Below are 21,895 nucleotides of genomic sequence, written 5' to 3' on the forward strand. Positions count from 1 at the left end.
AAACCTAATAACACTATGACTTTAGAAGATTTCAGAAAAGACCTGATGGCAGGAATCCCACAGGAACTGCCTGCACCAAAAGCATACGACACTGCCGTCAACCATGCACCACGGCGCAAAGACATACTCACTCCTGAACAAAAGGAACTTGCTCTGCGCAATGCACTGCGCTATTTTGAGCCACGCCACCATGCGGTTCTTGCACCGGAGTTTGCTGAGGAGCTGCACCGTTATGGACGAATCTATATGTATCGCTTCCGTCCTGACTATGAAATGTATGCACGCCCTATCAGCGATTATCCCGCAAAGAGCCGCAAAGCAGCTGCTATCATGATGATGATACAGAACAATCTTGACCCTGCGGTGGCACAGCATCCGCACGAACTGATTACCTACGGAGGCAATGGGGCGGTGTTCCAGAACTGGGCGCAGTATCGTCTAGTGATGAAATATCTGTCGGAGATGACTGATGAACAAACACTTGTGATGTATTCAGGGCACCCACTCGGACTATTCCCGTCACACAGCAATGCACCGAGGGTTGTCGTTACAAACGGTATGGTCATACCAAACTACTCAAAACCTGATGATTGGGAGCGCATGAACGCCATGGGTGTCTCACAATACGGCCAGATGACTGCCGGCTCGTATATGTACATCGGGCCGCAGGGCATAGTCCACGGCACGACAATCACTGTGCTTAACGCTGCAAGAAAACTTGGAGGAACGCCTGCCGGCAAACTCTTTGTCACTGCCGGACTTGGCGGAATGTCGGGCGCACAGCCAAAGGCCGGCAACATAGCGGGCGTGGTGAGCATCACTGCCGAAATAAATCCGAAGGCTGTGGAGAAGCGCAAGGCACAGGGCTGGGTGGACGAAGTGCACACTTCCCTTGACGAACTCATCCCAAGAGCATTGAAAGCGGTTGAGAATAAGGAGGTTGTCTCACTGGCTTATCAAGGCAATATCGTAGATCTTTGGGAGCGTTTGGCAGCTGACGGTATACATGTTGACCTTGGCAGTGACCAGACATCACTGCATAATCCGTGGGCAGGCGGTTATTATCCTGCGGGACTCTCCTATGAGGAAAGCCGGAAGATGATGGCTGATGCCCCGCAACTGTTCAAGGAAAAGGTGCAGGAGTCATTGCGTCGTCAGGTTGCTGCAATCAACAAATTGGCAGACAGAGGCATGTATTTCTTCGACTATGGCAACGCATTCCTATTGGAGTCATCACGAGCAGGAGCCGATGTGGTGGACGATACGAAACCGGGCGGTTTCCGTTATCCGTCCTACGTGCAGGACATCATGGGGCCGATGTTCTTTGATTACGGTTTCGGACCGTTCCGTTGGGTGTGCTCTTCAGGCAAACCCGAAGACCTTGCTGTCACCGACCGCTTGGCGGGCGAGGTGCTGGAGGATATGGCAAAGACCTGCACCGACGACATACGAGGACAGTTGGAGGACAATTTGCATTGGATTCGTAAGGCGGAGGAGAACCATCTCGTTGTCGGTTCGCAGGCACGCATACTCTATGCTGACGCAGAAGGTCGCATGAGAATCGCCCGAGCCTTCAACGATGCCATTGCGAAGGGTGAGCTTACTGCACCTGTTGTACTTGGGCGTGACCACCATGATGTGTCGGGAACAGACTCACCTTATCGTGAGACATCAAACATTTATGACGGTTCAAACCTCTGTGCCGACATGGCTATACAGAATGTCATAGGCGATTCGTTCCGTGGCGCGACATGGGTTAGCATCCATAATGGCGGCGGTGTCGGCTGGGGCGAAGTGATAAACGGCGGCTTCGGTATGGTCATTGACGGTTCGAAGCAGTCTCGTGAATGCATTGACCGCATGCTCTTCTGGGATGTGAACAACGGCATCGCACGCCGTTCATGGGCACGTAACAATGGTGCTATGGACGCCATAAAGCGCGAGATGCAGCGAACTCCTGACCTGAAAGTCACACTGCCAAACATCGCCGATGACGAACTTATCAGAGAAAGCCTGAAAAGATTCTAATAACAACAAGGACAGTACCGACATTACTGCCAGTAATGACAATAACGCCAGTATTGACAGGACTGACAATACTGACCAAAACCCTTTCACCTTTAACCCCAAAAACCTACTATCATGACCCACTACATAACATCCGAGAGACTAACTCTCGACCGCATAGAAGAGATTATCGAGAAGCAGATGCGCATCGAACTGAGCGACGATGCCCGTGCACGCATCACGAAATGCCGTGAATACCTGAACGCCAAGTCCTACGAACCGGATAAACCGATCTATGGAATCACCACCGGTTTCGGTTCTCTTTGCAACATCTCCATAGCCGAAGACCAACTGGCGGACTTACAGAAAAACCTTGTGATGTCCCACGCCTGCAATGTCGGCGAAGAGGTTCAACCGGAGATTGTCCGCCTGATGCTCTTCCTGAAAGTACAATCGCTGAGCTACGGACATTCCGGTGTGCAGCTGGCAACAGTGGAACGCCTCGTGGATTTCTACAACAACGACATGCTGCCGATAGTCTATAAACTCGGCTCTCTTGGCGCTTCCGGTGACCTTGCACCATTGGCAAACCTTTCTCTCCCACTCCTCGGACTGGGTGAGGTTGACCTTAAAGGCAAACGAATGGCAGCTGCCGACGCACTGAAAGAGCTTAAACTTGAACCACTTACACTGCGTTCCAAGGAGGGATTGGCACTCCTTAACGGCACACAATTCATGTCTGCCCATGCCGTTTGGGCACTGATAAATGCCAAACGACTGAGCAAAATGGCTGACAAAATCGGCGCTCTCTCACTCGATGCCTTTGACGGACGCATCGAACCGTTCTATCCGCAGATTCAGAACATCCGCCCGCACAACGGGCAGATAAAGACCGGTGAGGCTGTGCGCCATTACCTTGAGGGCAGCGAACTTATCAAACAGCCGAAAAAGCATGTCCAGGATCCATACTCTTTCCGTTGCATGCCACAGGTGCATGGGGCGGTAAAGGACACCATTGACCACGTGGAGCGTGTCATCGAAGCTGAGATTAACGCTGTAACCGACAACCCTACTCTCTTCCCGGATGAGGATATGATTATCTCGGCAGGCAACTTCCATGGCGAACCTATTGCATTGCCTATGGACTTCCTGACAATAGCAATGGCTGAGTTGGCGAACATCTCCGAACGCCGCATCTATCGACTTATCTCCGGAGCGCGTGAACTGCCGTCGTTCCTTGTGGCAAAACCGGGCGTGAACAGCGGTTTCATGATTCCGCAATATGCAGCTGCATCCATTATAAACAGAAACAAAGTGCTTTGCTGGCCTGCTTCCTGCGACTCCATTCCGTCATCCCAGGGACAGGAGGACCATGTTTCCATGGGTGCGAACTCCGCCACAAAACTGGTGGAAATAATAAAGAATGTAAGAGCCGTGCTTGCCATCGAACTGTTCAATGCTGCACAAGCACTTGAGTTCCGCCGTCCGTTGAAGACTTCTCCTGTACTTGAAGAAATGGTTGCAGACTACCGCAAAGAAGTGCCGTTCATAGAGAATGACACGGTGATGTATCCATTGATTAACACCTCCATTGAGTTCATAGACCGTCAACGCCCATAACTTCTCAAAGAGAAACATTGCTCGAAGAAAATAAAGAGGAAAAAGAAACTGCTTCGCCTCTGCATGGTACTATCAAAGCTGCTAAAGAAAAATTATTTCCTTTCTTTGAATTCTTCGAGCAATACCTTTCTTGGAGAAACAAAAAAACTTAGAACAAAATGACGCTGTTTACAAATATTGGTGCTCTCGTCGGAATAGATGAGAGCACTATGGATAGAAAACAAGGCACTGAGATGAACAGTCTCGGCATCTTGCACGATGCTTGGCTGCTTGTTGACGGAGAGCGGATTGTAGATTATGGTGAGATGTCTTCCTTGGAGAGAAGCACTGAAATTAGCGATAAACAGATAACAGATGTCCGCGGAGGATGGATTTTCCCATCCTTCTGCGACTCGCATACACATATTGTCTATGCAGGAAACCGTGCTACGGAATGGCTTGACAAGATTAACGGACTCAGTTATGAAGAGATTGGCAGACGCGGTGGTGGCATACTCAACTCCGCTGATTTGCTGCATAATACCACCGAAGAGGAACTTTACAATCAGGCAATGACCCGCGTCGATGAGATGATTTGCAAAGGCACAGGTGCCATTGAAATAAAAAGCGGATACGGCCTCAACACCGAGGATGAACTGAAAATGCTGCGTGTCATACGGCGCATAAAGCAGACCACAAAGGCAGAAATCAAAAGCACCTTCCTTGGTGCGCATGCCGTGGGGCGAAAATATGCCGGCAGACAGAGCGAATATGTTGACCTTGTATGCAACGAGATGATTCCTGAAGTGGGACGCCAACAATTGGCGGACTATGTGGATGTGTTCTGCGACAAAGGTTATTTCACTCCCGAAGAGACGGAAAGAATACTTGAAGTTGCGGAGAAATACGGACTTGTGCCTAAGATTCATGCCAACGAACTGGCAGTTTCGGGCGGCGTGCAGGTGGGAGTGAAGCACAATGCGCTATCCGTTGACCATCTCGAAAACACTACTTCGGTGGAATTCAATGCGTTAAAAGGCACGCGCACCATGCCGACATTACTGCCGGGCTGCTCATTCTTCTCCAATCTCCCTTATGCCGACGCAAAGACAATGATAGCGATGGGCTTGGGCGTCGCCCTCGCCTCCGACTATAATCCGGGCTCTTCCCCATCCGGTGACATGCGTTTCGTGGCTTCGTTAGCCTGCATCCGGATGCGCCTAACACCGGAACAAGCCTTGAACGCCACAACAATCAACGGCGCATACGCTATGGGACTTAGCTCCACAGTCGGAACAATAACACTGGGAAAACTCGCAAACTTCTACATCACAGCCCCACTCCCCTCACTCGAATTCTACCTTTATGCCCACCACACTCCCCTCATCCGTGAAGTGTACCTTAAAGGAGAAAGATATCAGTGGACGCAATAGTCCATTCCTTTATGCTGTCATTTCTTGAATTAAGTTAGTCAACAGAATCAAACAATACAGGTTTGTTGACTAACTTAATCAGCTGTTGTAAATCAATTGATGTCTGTCCATATTCCGAGACAATAAAGTTCTCAAGCATTCCAAATTAATGCTGCTTGAAAAGATAGGCATTCATGCTTGTCCATAGCTTGTAAAAACTCTCGTTTGCATGACTTTTCTGCAACCAACACATCCTCTAAAATACATTGCCCTGATGCACTGAAACAGCAGAAAAACTCGCAATCATAATAGTTATTACAATATTTTACATCTGTTAATAGTAGGAAAAAATTAACAACAAGAATTCTTGTTGTTTGAAATCCTTTTGCATCAAAAACGGAAAAACAACGCTCAATTTTGTCTTTTTCGACAGTTTTCCACCTCACTTTACACATTCCACATGATAAAGTAGTACTTTTTGCATGGCAAAATTATACCTTTCACACTGCAAAATGCCACTTTTCCCAATCTTTTTCATGTCAAAAAGATTGACAAGCCAAGTACCTTCAAACATAACAACTTGATATCCCCCTCATTATATCTCAAAGCTATTTTCTCAATATTTCTAACTTTACTCGCAAACTTTCAAGAAAATGTTAAAATCACTACATACCAAACCGTTTAACGCTTGGTACAAGCAAACTTTAATTTGTTTTTCCATACCCTATTTTCTGTAAAGAAGTTGTTTAAACTAACGTGAGTTATATGACGAAAGTCCCCCTACGCCATTTTATTACAGTCTTAATCCTTGTTGTAATGGAATATACTCTGTAAGTGGCTAATCCAAGAATTCAATTACTGACAGATGATATGTCTTAATCCTTGTTGTAATGGAATATACTCTGTAAGTTGTAAAAACAAAGATGCATTAGGAAAACCTATAATGGTCTTAATCCTTGTTGTAATGGAATATACTCTGTAAGAACAACGTTAGCGAACTTAACGTTAAAGTGTTGAAAGGTCTTAATCCTTGTTGTAATGGAATATACTCTGTAAGCGGTGAAACTATCTGGAGAGTAGATGGTGAAGCAAAATAGTCTTAATCCTTGTTGTAATGGAATATACTCTGTAAGTGCTGTAGCAATAAAAGGTATACCAAAACACCCTATGCTGTCTTAATCCTTGTTGTAATGGAATATACTCTGTAAGTCCTAGCAAGATCACATTCTACCAACTCCATGATCCTAGTCTTAATCCTTGTTGTAATGGAATATACTCTGTAAGTAACTTAATTTATTTAACTATGAAAAAATTAGAAAAGAAGTCTTAATCCTTGTTGTAATGGAATATACTCTGTAAGAGGTTGTTGAGAGAACCTCAAAGACAACAGGCGATGCGTCTTAATCCTTGTTGTAATGGAATATACTCTGTAAGTCTTTCTTGCAAACGGTCTTTGAAATATTTATATAAAAGTCTTAATCCTTGTTGTAATGGAATATACTCTGTAAGAATTTGCTGAGGTTGCCAAAGACGGTAATCCAGAGGTCTTAATCCTTGTTGTAATGGAATATACTCTGTAAGTAAACATTTTATTAACCATTTAACAATTATCTGTCTTAATCCTTGTTGTAATGGAATATACTCTGTAAGCTCTTCTTCACCTATGGAACAAAAACAGGAGCTGTAGTCTTAATCCTTGTTGTAATGGAATATACTCTGTAAGTGGTAGGCAACTCTGCGGAAAATATAAAGCGCACTCTTGTCTTAATCCTTGTTGTAATGGAATATACTCTGTAAGCGGTATGGAAAAAACGACAATGATAGCTGGCATGATTGTGTCTTAATCCTTGTTGTAATGGAATATACTCTGTAAGCAGTTTGCTGAGGTTGCTAAGGATGGCAATCCTGAGGTCTTAATCCTTGTTGTAATGGAATATACTCTGTAAGACAACGTTAGCGAACTTAACGTTAAAGTTTTAAAAATTAGTCTTAATCCTTGTTGTAATGGAATATACTCTGTAAGAACTAAAGTTGAAATCGTTGGCGAAAGCCAAAGGCAAAGTCTTAATCCTTGTTGTAATGGAATATACTCTGTAAGTTATGGCAAAAGAATTCATTGCCGATGCAGGTAAAACTGTCTTAATCCTTGTTGTAATGGAATATACTCTGTAAGTCGCCTTTATGAATGTCGTGGGTGGCATGGAGGGTCTTAATCCTTGTTGTAATGGAATATACTCTGTAAGGCAAGGCAAACAGAGGGTCTCTAATAAGAATCATTGGTCTTAATCCTTGTTGTAATGGAATATACTCTGTAAGAGCAAATATCACAAGTCCCTGAGTATCAACTCTATTTTCTTCACATCGGCTCTATTTCATCTGATTTCAGATGAAAATATGTACCTTAATGTGCTGCAAAGTTACGAAAAAAAGTCAAAGAACACTTCACTTAGAACAAAAAAATCAGAAGAAGAGTGTATTTTTACTATGTGTTATAATGTCAACTTCTATATTCTTCCCTATTATTTTCATCATCTTCAGATAATCTGTTGATACCGGCAGTATGATTATGCTATCATGATTGTCATAGGCTTCCTGGACTGCGGCAAGGTCATTTTTTATCATGGAGCAAGTCTCGACAGACGTTTCCGCCAAGAATATTGATCTTTGTATGCGTGTGCATCCATGCCGTTGCAGGTATTTGCTTACCAGGCGGCGCACTTTATCATTTTCAATATCGTACATTACGAAGAAGAGCATTCTGTTTGGCGTTTTCTTTATTTTATCGGTTATTCCCAAAATTCGCTTGACGCGCATTTGCAGGTCTTCAAGTCCGGCATATTCTATTTCAATGTTGGCATCAAGAGTTTGTCCGCCTTCCTTCAGTTGTGCCGCCTGAAGTTTCCTCATGCGTTCCACGAAGGACAATGGTGGTTTCTTTTTTCGTGGCATAGACTGAATGGAAATTCGTTTTTACTTGTTTGTGTCTTACAATATTCGTCTATATTTTTTCCACAATGAACGATTCCACCACATCTGCCATCAAGGCATTCGCTCCAGGGTCTGTACCAGTTCGTGGGGATTGCACCACACTGAAGCCATGCTTTCCGAAGAACAGATTGATTTCTGCCTGCTTGACACCTATTTTGAATCTTAGTTTCTTGCCATAGTTTATGTTTATGACATCTGTTATGGCAACTCCTTTGTCTGTCACATAAAGTTTGAGGTCGTCCATAATTTCTTCCAACTCAGCAGGGACATACGCCGGTACCTTCTGCTTCTTTATTTTTGCGTTTGGGTTAAGCGTCTTGCGTATCAATTCCAATGCGTCGTCATGAATGTTTTTCGAGGAAGTATCCTTTGTTCTTTGTGATGCCTGTTCCTTGGTTGACTTCTCCACATCATGTTTCAGCTGCAATGCCAGTCCCACATCTTTTTCCACATCAATGATGTCTTCAAGCCTCACCGCTGTGCATTGCGGGTTAATGTAGATATTGCAGTCTTCGCTTATGAAGCATGCCCGTGTCACGTCGCATGTCCTTGTGTCAACGACTTGTTGCAGACCGTATTGCGAAGAGAAGCGTTCGACAAACGTTTTGTAAAATATCTTATATATTGATGCGTCATAGCATCTTGATGCCAGACGCATCATCACTTTCAGTCCATCTCCGCTTGGGGAAGCGAAACACAAATACACTCTGTCGTCAATGCTCAGCCGTTTGCGCAAGTCCTCCAATACTATGCCTTTGTCTGACAAATGGTCTATATCGATGATGAAATATTCCGTGTAGGCAAAATTTTCAGTCTTGCGGTAGGCCGGATTGAACATTGCGCACACGAAATATGGTAGTTGCTGCTTGAGGGTCGCATACTGTGCAGCATTAAGTTCCTTTACTATCCGAAGTTGGCGTAATCTTGTCGAGATGGCAGGTTTCGGATGCCTGATTGCGTCACACAGATATTTGACCGTAACTTTCTGCAGCAAGTCGGTGGTGCTTTTTATATTGGTGCCGATTGAAATCATAGTCAATTGTATTTTTTGAATAATTGTGCAAGACTTTGTGCATACAAGCTGATTTGCGTGAGACGGCTGCGTTGCAGTTTGTCATTCTCTACAACTTCGTCAAGAAAATCATTAATTGACTGGATGAGTATACGACGTCCCAGAGCTTCCAACCAGTATGAACCATCCTCTCGGACAGAATAGTGTTCGTCAGTTATGGCATATTGAGACAACAGTGAGAATACGACATAGTCAATCCACACACGGTAAAGTTCTATCACGTCATAGACCAACACCGGGCGATTGTAGTCATCACGATGCATGATACCTATATATGGATCAACGCCTGCCTTTATTAAGGCACCTTCAATTTTTCCATACAGCAGTCCATAGCCATAGTTCAGCAAGGCATTGGCTGCGTCCATTGCAGGGTTCTGGCTGCGTTTGGCAAAGCGGTATTCTTCCGGAAGAAAAAGGTTTATTGTATCAAAGTATATTTTTGATGCGACACCTTCCCATCCACGTAATGTAGGCGAGATGTCGGAAACTATTTCACCTTGCAGAAGGGAAATCTTTGTGCGATAATCCTCCAAGCGGTTCACTGCTTTGTTAACTATATTCTGTTTCACTTGGGTATCGGCAGGCAGCATTAGCAACATCGCTTGCTGGTTTTCTATCTTGCGGATAACAATATTCTTTATCCATTCCACCGAGTCCGGGGAGAAAGTAAAGGCAAGCTGCCCTTTACGTATGGTTGAAATGGAGCCGTATTTGGGACTCCATACACGTGCAATTGTCTTGCCGGACTTGTCCATGAACAGCACCTCTATTTCATTCTCCACGGCAAGCATTACTGCATCACTGGTAATCTGGGCTCCTCGACTTATTTGAATTGACTTTATGCCAATTGCCGGTATTCGTTGCTTGCCATCTGAATTTATGATGACAAATCCTTCATTGTCCCGACTGAGGGATGTTCCAAAACTGTTTATAATCAATTCCATAACTATATATTTATCACATGATGTAGAAATCGTCCACGACATACAGGTCTTTGCTTGCGCGTGTCATGGCAGTGTAAATCCATTGGTAGACATAAGGTTTTGGCTGCAGAGGCAGATTTCTTGGAATGTTCAGATAAACATTTTCCCACTCTCCGCCTTGTGACTTATGGCAGGTCAGCACATAGCCGAAAACACAGCGCAGGGCATTGAGGAAGTTATCTTTCTGCATATGTTCCCTGAACTCTTTAGAGTTTAGCGCGATGCCCATTGCTTTCATGCGTATGAAGAAATCCACAAAAAGTTCCTTTTGCTGCTCTTGGAACAAATTTGTCTGGTTAGAATAGACAATGTCTGCAATCATCAGCTGAGAGAAAACTTTTTTAGTGAAGAGTTCTTTGACTGACACCATTACGAATGTCAGTCCTGCGCGATGTACTTCCTTACCAATTTCTACGATTTGGACAATGTCACCATTCATCAGTCCTGAGAGCAAGTTGTTTTGTGTGACAAGCAAGATGTCATCTACAGCAATGGTAGATTGCATTATTCCTAAGGAAGGTCTTATTAATTTTGTCGCTATGTCACACTGTCGGTTAGAGAATGTAATCATCGTAGAGGCATTGCATCCATTCTTCTTGATGTCGTTTATGTAGAGCTGCATCAATTCTGACGAATTGTTTACCAAGTGTATGTTTTTGCATCCTCTCAGTGGAAACTTCGCCCATTTCCAAGGTTGTGGGGCGAAAAACAGGCGGCGGAGTTTTTGGGCAGCAACGACAATGTCATTGCCCTTTGCCTGACGCACAATTTCTGTAAGTTCTGTCCCATCCGCATCAATACCAAACGTAGAGCTGAAGTACTGTGCCGTAAGGGCAGGAGAGAACCTTTGATTTACAGGAGGAAGCTGGCAGGCATCCCCGATGAATATGTATTTCCCATCGGTGTCGTATTGCAGCAAGTCGTTCAACAAGCGTCCGTTGCCAAACATTGCTTGCTCGGCATTTTTTGTTTCTGCATCAGAAATCATGGAAGCCTCATCCACAATATATATGTTTTGGTTATCAGATGTTATCCGTGATGGCTCAAACATCAGCAACAGTTGTCCTGTTTTGTCTACATTCGCTGTTTTGCGTTCATGTAAAACTTGGTCTATATCCTGATTGAAACCGGAATATTCGTAAACCAATCCATGTACCGTGCTTGTGTTCTTGTCTGTTTTGTTGGCAAGAATTTTTGCAGCCCTGCCTGTTGATGCCAGAAGGACATAATTGCAGTCTTTTTCGTTCAATTTGTTTATCAACTCCTTTACCAGTGTGGTTTTTCCTGTGCCTGCATATCCTTTCAGGATGAAAACCTTGTCATTAGAGTCTACAAATCTCAATAGCCTTGCCAAAGCGTTGCTTTGACCGGGCATGAGTTCTATATGCTTATTTTCCATATTCTCTGAATCTCTTGAAGTGAAACTCTATTCTTTTGGAGCCATCAGGTAAGGTTTCTGCAACACGGTAGGTTGTTGAAGAGATACATTTTATACCATACTCATTCAACTTTGAAACAATTTGGAATGTCAGGCACATCTCGCCCATGATGTGTACCGTAACCGTGTTGTCTTTTGCCAGAGTCAGTATCTCTGCAATCTTTGTGTCTGCTAGTTCGGAAATGACATGTTCGTCAGCGAACGGGTCTACATTTGGGAATGGTATATCGATGCATTTGCCGTACTCCATGGCAGAAGCCAATTGTTCTTCCGACCATTTTGATGAAGGATGGTTGGACAAATTGATGAGAAGATTTGGTTTGTCAGTTGAATCTTCACTATTGTTATCGCCATACAGTTCGGCAATAATCTTATCCAGATAATCTTTGATGTTTCTTGTCAACTTGTCCACCGATTGTGGGTTTGAACGCATTCCCGAGTGATTGAAGTCATTGCGCAATCCTGTCAAATGGCAAAAATGGCGAGCCAAAGAGTCTGTCACTTTCTCATCACCATCCACTTTCTCGAATAGTTCCAACAACTTTGGATCGTTTATATGATTTTCTTTGTTTTCTCCTTTTACAACAAAGACGGAATTCACTGCGGGTCTCAGCTTATCATCATCAACAGGGATGTTATGACGTTCACAGAAGAATGTGACAACTCCTTCCTGCAGTTCTGTTATCGCGGGTTGGTACATTCCTTTATCAAGACACCATTTTGCAGCCTGCAGACAATTTTTTGAATTTTGCTCAGGTACAAAACCGTTTAACGAGGTTTTGATTTTATCCATTACGGGATTCAATGGCTGTATGAAAGTGCTGCTGATGGCCTCGGAGCTTTTCAGCAATTTCTTTAGCGTCGCTGCATTATAAATGGAAACTCCCCTACAAAATTTCATTTCGTCAACAAATGTGTCCAAGCTCTTTACAAAGGCATTCAGATTCCTTGCCGACTCATCATTATGGTTATTCCTCAGTATTGGGCTGATTTGGTGCTTGCTAAGTTCAACAAGCCGGCTGACGCTTCCATTCTCAAGAAAATCAGCTGCGGCATGAGTCCAATTCTGCAACACAGACAGTGGAAGAAGGTCTACAATCGGTGCTTCATCATCAGTACGTGACTCGTAGTTGCCGTATGAAATGCCTTTTACAGTGATATTCTTCAGGAACTTTGCATAATTTCCCAACACAAGGACAAGCATGGGCAGGTAACGGAAGGCATGAGTCAAGTCAAAATAGACTTCATCCTCATCTTTAAGGAGATCATAGACAGTCTTGAATATTTCCCACATTTCAGATTCGTCCTTTCCGTCAACAATGGCAACAGCATTTACATGAACCGGCAAACCCATATCTGCGATGACATCATGAAGTCCTTTGTATGATTCATTACGATTTTTTCTGAAGTTGCACCTTTCGTTTCCCCTGACAATCCAATTTGCTTCCTTGGCCTTGTTTGTCAACAAGATACAAACAACACAGTCTTCCGTCCACGACTTGACATCATGGTATTCAAGCATTGCTTGCTGGATAAACCTTGTTTCGGAAGAAAGGAAATCATCCTTCTTATACTTGCATTTCTCATAAAAACCTGTTCCAAGAACAGATAAGAAAATTTTTCTCGCCATATTGTGTGTTATGCTTTTATTCCTGTTATAATTTTGTCAAAACGTTCCGGAATCTGTTCCAATGCGGTTTTTCCCTTTTTCCCACAAATCACATTCAATTTCGCTTCCCGTGCTTTCTCGCCTATATCTGTTGATATTGGATAGTATGAGACAAGCACACTGTATGATTTATCACTACCATAGTTCTGGCGTATTATACCCATCTTGTTGATATTGTCTTGAGTGACATACCCCGACTTGCATTCAACGAAAAGGAATTTGTTACCTATGTTTACAAGTATGTCTATTTCGTTTTTGTCAAGATTCCTTAAGGAGTCGTCTCTCGGTTGAAAAGTCACACTTGTCCATATTTCATATTTGTTCTCTCCACATTGGCTTATAGCATCGGCTACCAGTGTTTCCCACCATCGGCCCTCAAACATGAGTTTTTTTGCTTTAAGATGGTTGATGTCTAATAAGACTGTTCCGCCCTTTTGAATACGGATTGAAGTTGGAGATGAGTCACAATGTATGACACCATCATCATAATGGCTTGGTAATTGGTTTGCACGATACATGTCACCAAGTCTCCTAAATATTATGCGGTGTTGCTTCACAAACTCCATTATCGTATTGGAGACTGACACTGTGGCATCATCATGTTGATATACCTCACAGTTTTTCAGTATTTGGCCCTGCAAAGCAAATATTGTCTTGCTGTCAACCTTACAGTGGAGTTTCTCTGACTGATAGGTACGGAGGTCTATGCAGTCATCTGAGTTTGTGTATATTATACGAGAGTCGTATCGTTGAGCGACAATAAATGCACCCAATGCCATGATTTTTGTTCCGCCTGTGACATTATACATTATCTCATCCGTTGCCTCTGTTTTTGTGTGTATTTCTTCACAAACACCGATAATGGAGTTGATGTCAAAAGCATCGACACTGCTGATGATTTTACATTTTATGTCATGCAACTCCAGCACACCTTTCAGCCTTTTGGCGATGTTTATGTTTTGGTTCGTGCCAACCACAAACACTTTGTCGGGCAGGAACTCCATTATTGGATAATAAGTCGGCAGGCTTTCCTTGCCAAGTAACGTTATGTGGATTTTCATTGTTTGTTATCTGTTATTGTCAGTTTTACAAAGCCTAATAAAGAGCAGATGGATGTAACACGTCGTGATTTTGGGAAACAATACTCTTGGTATCGATTATAGTGAGGTCTTGCTTGTGATATTACGTCATCGAAATATTCACTACATTCTGTCCATGCTCCGGTAATGAACCGCCAACCGCAGCCATGACCTATGCGAAGGACACACGACTTGCCATCCTCGCATTCTTCAACACTTGATAAAATCCTCTTACATTTGGCTATATACTTACTTACACTGTCAGACTCATCTTGCTCATCATTTTCCCGTTCTTTCCAATACTCTATCTCTGATCCAAGAAGTTTTTTTGTATAATTATTGATTGTGCGGAACAGCTCCGGCAGAGATGACATTCCATCAGGAAGAGCCCCCACATAATACTTGCAATGCTCATATTTCGGCAAGTCAAGTTTCATATCAAAAGTGGATTCGTCTTCATCAACCAACACCTCTACAAGCTGTGGTTTGGACTGGTCATAATAATCTTGGGTCCTACGTTCATTGATGTTCACCATACGTCGGACACTCGTCATTAAACCACCAAATATGGCATCGCCAACATGGAGAAACCTGAATATATTTTCTTTTGCTTCCTTGCCAAACAGCTCATCTTCCGCAACATGGTTTTTGTTATACTTGGGATTTCTCTGTAAATAAGCATCGATTTGTACTTGCTCCTTATCTTGCAGAATCTGTGCCAAAACGGCAGTCCGTATTGCCCCTTTGATAGAACTTCCGGGTATGTACGGTCTGCCCATTCCATCATGTATGAACTCTTTTAGTTGATTTTCGACATTCCCGCCATAGTCAATAGTGCGAGTATAGTCATCTACAACAGCTTGTGGAGCATATTTGGCAACAAGTTCCGAAACTGGTCTTTGACGCTCTATATAGATTATCCATTCGTTTACATGCTCAGTACCTATGACCTGCATTAATTTCTTTGCATCAATAACCGCAAGAACATCATACCCTTCCAAATCCTTTGCCTTGAAAAAATCAAGGTCTTTCGTTAAGACTTCACCGGAACCAATATGCACAGCAGTCAATGTCTCAATTTTTATTTTACTCATAACGCTATTTGATTTTCAAGGTTAACGCTCTACCGCTACGGTATACTGGATGGATTCTAATGTCGTTCCAGTCAGGACGGAGGTCAACAAGTTTTCCAACAAGAGGCTTTGTTGTCTCGAAAACAGAACCTTCACCAAATGCATAGACCATTTTTTTCCGCAAATGGCGGAATTCCTCAACACTGCTTCCTGCCATGTATCCACCTCTAAGCAGAAGAGAATAGCGAGGTGAGCCGTCAAGCAGTCCATCAAGCTCATCTTCTGTCGGGATGAAAAGGGATAAGGACATTCTTCTTTTTGCATCTTTAGGTTCACCGAAAGAGAACAATTCGTTTGCTATCTCCACCTCAAATTTTCCTCCACCAATATTTTTGTCGGTGCCAATTCCATTTTCTCCTAATTGGACAAACAGTTGTGAGATTAGTTTCAGCACATGCTCTTTAGCATCAGTGAGGCAGTACAGTCCGGCATCCTTATTGAAATAATTCCACTCAAAATAGAATGGCTCTGCATCTTTAGTTCCATCACGCGAGACACTTACACGCTGCATGACCTGGGAATTGGACAACGGCTCTATACATTCATCTTTGGGAACAATAAAGACTCCTTGTATTTGACTTTTTGATATGCATGGTGTGGCACCGGTTACTATCTGTTTCCACAAATTCTGCTCGACATACTTTACTTTCTTAAGCTTTTTTCTGAACTCGCTCTCTTCTGCGTCTTCTACAACGACATTCAATAGTCCCTGTGGTTTGGGAAGAAAAAAAATGTCTCTATAAAAGGGAAACGCAGAACTCATTGAAAAAGATGTAAGGAAATCCTCCACGTTGCCGGACATTCCAGTCTCAACCCCAACAGCAGCCAAGGCTGACGACAGGGTGTCCGAATGCAACTCAGATGCGGAACTATCATAATTCTCCCTGCCGGTACCAATATGGAGTGGCGAGAGATTGTACATTTTTATAATTGATAGTTGAGTCATAATCAATAGGTTTTCTCTTTCGGTGTTTCCCAGTCTTTGAATTTAACATGACCATATCCTCGTGAACCACACCCCCCAAGGTAGTCGTCTTCCAAAAGTTTGACAGCTTGTTCCAATGTCTGTTTCAGGGATTCTTCGTTGTCATCATCGAATATGTTAAGCACCATGTTCAATTTAAATTTCGCACCGGCAGGTACACGTTCAAACGTTCTTGGCGTTGCTTTAGCAGTGATTCTATTGATAGCCACTTCTGTCTTACTTTCTGTATAAGGAAGATCCGTATTCATTATTTCATCACCATTGATGAGTTCTGCATCTCTGACTATCAATCTAGAAGGATGGCCTTCTTTTTCACCGCCGGATACGCCAAACAATGCTCCGGATTTTGATTGCGCATTATTGTTTGGATTGCCATTGTTTGTTTCTCCGTTATACAGTTCTATCAATGAACGCATTTTGCCCTTCAATGAGCTTCCCGGAATGTATGGTTTGTTGTCAATAGGGTTGCGGACAACAAAGTTGTCTGGTCCTCCGATATTCAAAGCTGCATTTGTACCACCGATATGCAAACCAGTCTTAACCTCTATAATACCTTTATAAACAAGTTTTTTAATCAATCTTTTCATAGTTGTGTCGTTTTTTATTTTCCACCATTAGCCTTATGGTATGCCAGAATGGCTTCCATTAAATTGCAGAAATTGATGTATGACTTCTCATCGTCAACATCATTGTATACTTTGTCAAAAACCTTTTTGAAAAGCCCTAATCCTTTGTTGCCATTGCTTCTTCCATAAGCATATGCAACTTTAGGTCGTAGCAGGAAGAATGATGCTTTTTCCTTATCAAATCCTCCCATCTGAATGCGTTTTATCTCACCATATACATTGCGGATTTGAGAATTTGTAAGTCCATTTGTCGCCATGGCTTTACCCATTTCTTCTGCAAAGTCAGGTAATTCTTTTGTGGCACCGTCCTGTATCCATCTTTTAATGCAGACTTCCTTCTCTCTAAGCGAGTCATTTGCAGCCTTCAACAGTTGTTGGGCCTCATCGTATGACTTTTTCCCATAATTTGTTGTTTTTGAATTTGCCATATTAGTTTATATTTGATTTGTTTGACCTTATTTCCAATTCTGCCCATCTACAGGCCATTGCCCATAATTCTAAAGGATGGTACGAACTGTTTATGTTCTTCCCGTTGAGTTTATTACAACCGCAACACACTTCAGATTTGCAGTTGTCGATCAATAACTTTGCAATGCTGTTTTTCATGCGTTCCTTCATTCTGCTTAAATCATAAGTGAGCATCCAATAGGTTTTTATATTTTGTATGCAATGTTCTTTTATTTCGGCATTCATCCAATGGTTAAGAACTTTCGATATGAATGATTTTGGCATGTCACCTTTGTTTATTGCGGAAGAGATGGCTTCTTTCAGAGATTTCACATACGGATATTCCTCCTCGAAATTCATTGCCATCCCAAGAAAAGAAATGGCTCCCTTGGATTTGTTATTACATACGTGAGATTTTGCATTAGCTTCTTCCTGCGCACTCATTTCCGCACCCTTAATTATCGGGAATTTGTCATCAATAAACGAGATTCCGCCGGAAATCGAGAATGCAGGATTTTCGCAAGTGAAATGCTTGAAATCCTTATGAATTTTTTCAGCCATATCAATCATCACACTCCAATCACCCACGACAAACAAATCATCGCCACCACTATATATAATATAGGAATGGTCAGGATCAACTTCTCTCCATATTGAATTAAGGTATCCGGAGAAGAAGTAGTCAAAAGAACTGCTGAGTGCGGACATTCGTGGCAAAATTGAACGTTCCGGAGATATTCCTTGCTGAAAAATAGTTCCCAGGTTATCAACATCCATACGTAAGACACCTAATCTGTGGAATGATTCCATAGAGGCTTTCTTGCACAAATCCTCAAAGACATCACATTTTATATTTGTTCCTCCATAATAATCAAATTTATTGATGATACTGCACATGCTGCTTCTTACAATGTTTGTATTGTCATTGAAGGAAACAACAGTGACGGTCTTGCCCTTTAGTATTGCAATCTCCTTGTCTAATTTTTCTTGTTTGATGAAATAGTAATGCATCCCAAGATTTAGAGGGTTTAGGTGACATTCGTTATTCCATGTCTGGATTTCATCTTCCACAATAACCATAACACTCAGATTCTTGAGCGTTTGCCCCAGCTCTATCTGCAGTTTGGTTATCTCACGAATAGGCGAAAGACCTTTTGCACTATATATTTTTTCTGTGTTTGAAAATGTTTCACCTGTACAAAGATCTGTCATTCCATTTCCGGCTGTCATGAATGGATTGAAAAAGGAGTGATACTGTTCAGCGATGACATGCTTGAATTTGGAAACCTTCTTTGCGTCTTTCTTAAGAAACAGTTGTCCCCACACATCACCGAGAGCGTTCTGCCCAGTGTGAGTTAAAGATTCTTTTGACAGTTCAACAAAATCTATTGCCAAAAATAACGACAGTTTATGAGTGGCAAACAATTTTTCCTCTATGCTACTCACAACGGCACTTAATTTGTTTTTAATATATTCTGTATTTGGAGCCAACAGATAGAAACCTCCTCCGGAATTATATATGACATTAGCTTGTGGCAAGTCCAATTCCTTCCTTATGTATCTTACGACTGCATCTGACAATATGCGCAGATAAAAAGAGCGCCCTTTAAGATTCTTGCTCGCATATTTAGAAGCTACTTGATACAAATATGATTGTATTCCACTCAAATCTGCTCCAATAAACAAGAATGAACTATCACTACTCTCGCCGGATTCCATAAGTTCATACAAGCACATGGATAAGGCTGCAGAAGATTTGAGTAAATCATAAATGCTGACATCATTATAACCTTCAAGTCCAACAGGAATATTGGATGCGTACTTGCTGAGTAATGTAAGTATATTCTCGCCAAAAACTGTAAGATTCTCAGTAGATATTTCCAACAATTGCTTAGACAGCATTCTTAACAAAGCTTCATTCACATTATATACGCTCTGTTTGTTTGGAAAATTATTTTTGGTCAAAGAAATTGGAGCAGGATTAATATGCCACAATGCATCATGTCGCATTGCTGATATTGTTTCCAATATGGAACTCAATCCATTATGGGGGCAAAGGGCAGGAGGCATGGACTTTTCTCCTAAACCAAGGGATAACATTTGTGCTTTGTCGATTATATTAGAATATTTCGCCAATACATCATCAGAGCAAAATTTCTTTTGCAAATCCCTGAAAGCCTCATGATGCAATAATGCTGCAAGGTAAATATTTTCTTTTATATTATTCATTGTATCTTATTACTATTTGGTTTATCGAATCTTTTTATCATACCAAAGCCTATGCTTACTCCCTTTCCAAGACCAATATAGTCAGGCAAAGACACATTTGTCTTGAACATCATATCAAAGCCCATCATCTTGACTCCCTTGAACCTGTATTCTCTATGAGAATCTACAGACAATATCTTTACAGTGACTTGGTCTCCAAAATGCATATCAATTCCTTTTGCAAAAGACAGAATATTACCGATTAATATATTTTCCAGCATTGCATATTTTTCTATCACGCTTTCAATTTTGCTATATTTCTCATAGTTGCTTTGGTTCAAAGGCAAATATTTTCGTATACTGTAATAAAACTCATCTGCCCAAGTTTGTACATTAACATCATAAGCCTCCACTTTATCTGTCTCTAATGATATATCCCTCTTGCCGAGCTTTACTGTTGAAAAGGTACTGTTAAAGAAATTGGATAATCTCTCGATACCATCACCTAGAAATATTATTCCCGCATTACCACTGATTCGTTTATATTGTACCAATGGATAACGATACCTAAAGTTGTCATCTGTATGATTATGAAACAGCAAGTCTGCGTCTTTAATCGTATTAATGACAAGTCCACGGAAAAGAGGGACTTCATAAAACATAATAGGGGTTTTGAACGTTAATTTGAATATTTTGATTTTGTTCATAGTATATAGCAAATTCGAGACATGAAAATTATTGGTCAGCCTGTGATGCATAGATGTTTTTATGCAAGTTAGCCAACAAAACAAACAATATGGTATTCAATGTTTCCATATGCATTTGATTTTGTTGACTAGCTTATATTTGCACTCCTTTAGTGTTTTCCATTATAGAACTCTATGAATGCGGCGGTGCAATACTCATGATCGGCTGCAGAGGCGGTCTCGCGCACACTGTGCATGGCAAGCACCGGATTACCCATGTCCACACCACGGAGAGGGAGAGAGGATGCGAGGATGTTGCCCAAGGTTGAGCCTCCGGCGACATCACTGTGGTTAACAAACCGCTGGCAAGGCACACCGGCATGCTCACATATCTGCTGGAAAACGGCAGCAGAGACGGCATCGCTAGCATATTTCTGTGACGCATTGAACTTGATGACAGGACCTCCGCCAAGCACAGGATGGTTTGTCGGGTCGTATTTCTCCGAGTAGTTAGGATGCCATGCGTGAGCATTGTCCGCACTTATCATGAAGGCATGCTCAACAGCACGGTACATATCCTCCGCTGTTCCTCCCTGAGCGAAGACAAGACGCTCAATGAGCGACATGAGGAACGGACTGCCTGCCCCCTGCTTTGTCTGCGAACCGGTCTCCTCATTGTCAAAGACGGCAAGGACTTTTGTCACTTCCGGCACTGTGTCGCAAGAGCTTATCAGGGCTTCCATACCGGCATGAACCATGGAAAGGTCATCAAGACGGCCTGCGGAAATCAGTTCATTGTGCATTCCGAAAAGGCATGCCGGAGTAGTATCGTAAAGATAAAGGTCGAAATCAAGGATGTCTTTCGGTTCTACCTGTGGCGTACCGTCCTGTCGTGTGGCATTAAGTTCGTCGCAGACTGCCTTCATAAGCATACCGCCACGCTCCAATTCGTCATTGACAAATCCCATTAACGGGAGCATATCCTTCTGTTTTGACAGTTTCACACCGTCATTCACCTGACGGTTGAAGTGTATGGCGAGGTTGGAAATCTGCAGAAGCGGACGCTTGATGTGCAACAGTCTTGTCTCTGGATTAAGGGCATCGGATGTGCGGAGTATCACTCTTCCTGCAAGCGACAATGGACGGTCAAACCATGTTGACATAATAGCACCGCCGTAAAGTTCGGTGTTCAGCTTCACCATTCCTCCCTCGCAACGAATCTCGGCATTAGGCTTTATGCGGAATGTAGGAGAATCGCTGTGCGCACATATCATCCTGAAGCCCGCGTCGCCTATGTTCCGGCTGCCTATATGGAAAGCGAATACAGCGGAATCGTTCTTTGTCAGATACAGTTTGTCACCCGGTTTGACAGCCGGCATGCGGTCTTTGGCATCCACACGGATGTAACCGCAACGGTCAAGCGTGTCGCAAACATTCTTAACTGCAAGGAAATTAACGGGAGAGGCGTCAAGAAACGCCAAGAGTTTTTCTGTGTACATAGTGTTCTTTTTGTGTTAGCAAAGTTTTGGACTTAAAAAACTTTCAGAGCATTTTGGGGCTTCA

16 protein-coding genes and 1 CRISPR repeat array are annotated in these 21,895 nt (G+C 42.6%); of the genes, 3 read left to right on the plus strand and 13 right to left on the minus strand.

Annotation, left to right across the window (positions count from 1 at the left end; all coding sequences use genetic code 11):
* Positions 1-15: 15 nt before the first annotated feature.
* The 3 genes from hutU (at position 16) to hutI (ending at position 5,039) form a co-directional block, all read left to right on the plus strand.
* Positions 16-2,028 carry a urocanate hydratase gene (gene hutU / locus HPS57_RS02970; protein ID WP_172180061.1) on the plus strand — a complete coding sequence of 671 codons (2,013 nt, stop codon included), beginning with the start codon at positions 16-18 and terminating at the stop codon, positions 2,026-2,028.
* A gap of 114 nt (positions 2,029-2,142) precedes the next feature.
* Positions 2,143-3,627, plus strand: a complete 1,485-nt coding sequence (hutH, locus tag HPS57_RS02975) for a histidine ammonia-lyase (protein ID WP_172180063.1) — start codon at positions 2,143-2,145, stop codon at positions 3,625-3,627.
* Positions 3,628-3,785: 158 nt separating this feature from the next.
* Entirely contained in the window at positions 3,786-5,039 is a 1,254-nt protein-coding gene (hutI, locus tag HPS57_RS02980; RefSeq protein WP_172180065.1) for an imidazolonepropionase, read from the plus strand.
* Positions 5,040-5,816: 777 nt separating this feature from the next.
* Positions 5,817-7,334: direct repeats of the CRISPR family, unit length 37 nt; unit sequence GTCTTAATCCTTGTTGTAATGGAATATACTCTGTAAG.
* 144 nt (positions 7,335-7,478) lie between these two features.
* On the opposite strand, the gene cas2 is transcribed toward hutI, so the two are convergent.
* The 13 genes from cas2 to HPS57_RS03045 all read right to left on the minus strand — a co-directional run bounded on the left by cas2 (position 7,479) and on the right by HPS57_RS03045 (position 21,831).
* Positions 7,479-7,967, minus strand: coding sequence for a CRISPR-associated endonuclease Cas2 (cas2, locus tag HPS57_RS02985; RefSeq protein ID WP_172180067.1), 489 nt, complete (start codon positions 7,965-7,967; stop codon positions 7,479-7,481).
* A gap of 49 nt (positions 7,968-8,016) precedes the next feature.
* Positions 8,017-9,039, minus strand: coding sequence for a CRISPR-associated primase-polymerase type B (locus HPS57_RS02990; RefSeq protein ID WP_172180069.1), 1,023 nt, complete (start codon positions 9,037-9,039; stop codon positions 8,017-8,019).
* A gap of 2 nt (positions 9,040-9,041) precedes the next feature.
* Positions 9,042-10,022 (minus strand): CRISPR-associated endonuclease Cas1, encoded by a 981-nt coding sequence (gene cas1, locus HPS57_RS02995; protein WP_172180071.1) that lies wholly within the window; start codon positions 10,020-10,022, stop codon positions 9,042-9,044.
* 13 nt (positions 10,023-10,035) lie between these two features.
* Positions 10,036-11,460, minus strand: a complete 1,425-nt coding sequence (locus HPS57_RS03000) for an ATP-dependent DNA helicase (RefSeq protein ID WP_172180073.1) — start codon at positions 11,458-11,460, stop codon at positions 10,036-10,038.
* Positions 11,450-13,129, minus strand: coding sequence for a TIGR02221 family CRISPR-associated protein (gene csx2, locus HPS57_RS03005; RefSeq protein WP_172180075.1), 1,680 nt, complete (start codon positions 13,127-13,129; stop codon positions 11,450-11,452). The genes HPS57_RS03000 and csx2 overlap by 11 nt, the downstream gene beginning before the upstream one ends.
* An 8-nt stretch (positions 13,130-13,137) precedes the next feature.
* Positions 13,138-14,229 carry an HFX_2341 family transcriptional regulator domain-containing protein gene (locus HPS57_RS03010; protein ID WP_172180077.1) on the minus strand — a complete coding sequence of 364 codons (1,092 nt, stop codon included), beginning with the start codon at positions 14,227-14,229 and terminating at the stop codon, positions 13,138-13,140.
* Positions 14,226-15,341: a type III-A CRISPR-associated RAMP protein Csm5 gene (gene csm5 / locus HPS57_RS03015; protein WP_172180079.1), complete on the minus strand. Its 1,116-nt coding sequence runs from the start codon at positions 15,339-15,341 to the stop codon at positions 14,226-14,228. The genes HPS57_RS03010 and csm5 overlap by 4 nt, the downstream gene beginning before the upstream one ends.
* Positions 15,342-15,345: 4 nt before the next feature.
* On the minus strand, positions 15,346-16,326 hold the full coding sequence (gene csm4, locus HPS57_RS03020; RefSeq protein WP_172180081.1) for a type III-A CRISPR-associated RAMP protein Csm4: 981 nt from the start codon (positions 16,324-16,326) through the stop codon (positions 15,346-15,348).
* 2 nt (positions 16,327-16,328) lie between these two features.
* Complete coding sequence (csm3, locus tag HPS57_RS03025; protein WP_172180083.1) at positions 16,329-16,952, minus strand: type III-A CRISPR-associated RAMP protein Csm3; 624 nt, start codon at positions 16,950-16,952, stop codon at positions 16,329-16,331.
* Positions 16,953-16,966: 14 nt separating this feature from the next.
* A complete protein-coding gene (csm2, locus tag HPS57_RS03030) occupies positions 16,967-17,419 on the minus strand; it encodes a type III-A CRISPR-associated protein Csm2 (RefSeq protein ID WP_172180085.1) in 453 nt (150 codons plus the stop codon).
* A gap of 1 nt (position 17,420) precedes the next feature.
* A complete protein-coding gene (cas10, locus tag HPS57_RS03035; protein ID WP_172180087.1) occupies positions 17,421-19,667 on the minus strand; it encodes a type III-A CRISPR-associated protein Cas10/Csm1 in 2,247 nt (748 codons plus the stop codon).
* Positions 19,664-20,353 (minus strand): CRISPR-associated endonuclease Cas6, encoded by a 690-nt coding sequence (locus HPS57_RS03040; protein ID WP_172180089.1) that lies wholly within the window; start codon positions 20,351-20,353, stop codon positions 19,664-19,666. The genes cas10 and HPS57_RS03040 overlap by 4 nt, the downstream gene beginning before the upstream one ends.
* Positions 20,354-20,502: 149 nt before the next feature.
* Positions 20,503-21,831 carry a M18 family aminopeptidase gene (locus HPS57_RS03045; protein ID WP_172180091.1) on the minus strand — a complete coding sequence of 443 codons (1,329 nt, stop codon included), beginning with the start codon at positions 21,829-21,831 and terminating at the stop codon, positions 20,503-20,505.
* Positions 21,832-21,895: the final 64 nt, after the last annotated feature.

The sequence above is a fragment of the Palleniella intestinalis genome, from assembly GCF_013166595.1.
In the GTDB taxonomy this organism is placed as follows: Bacteria; Bacteroidota; Bacteroidia; order Bacteroidales; family Bacteroidaceae; genus Prevotella; species Prevotella intestinalis.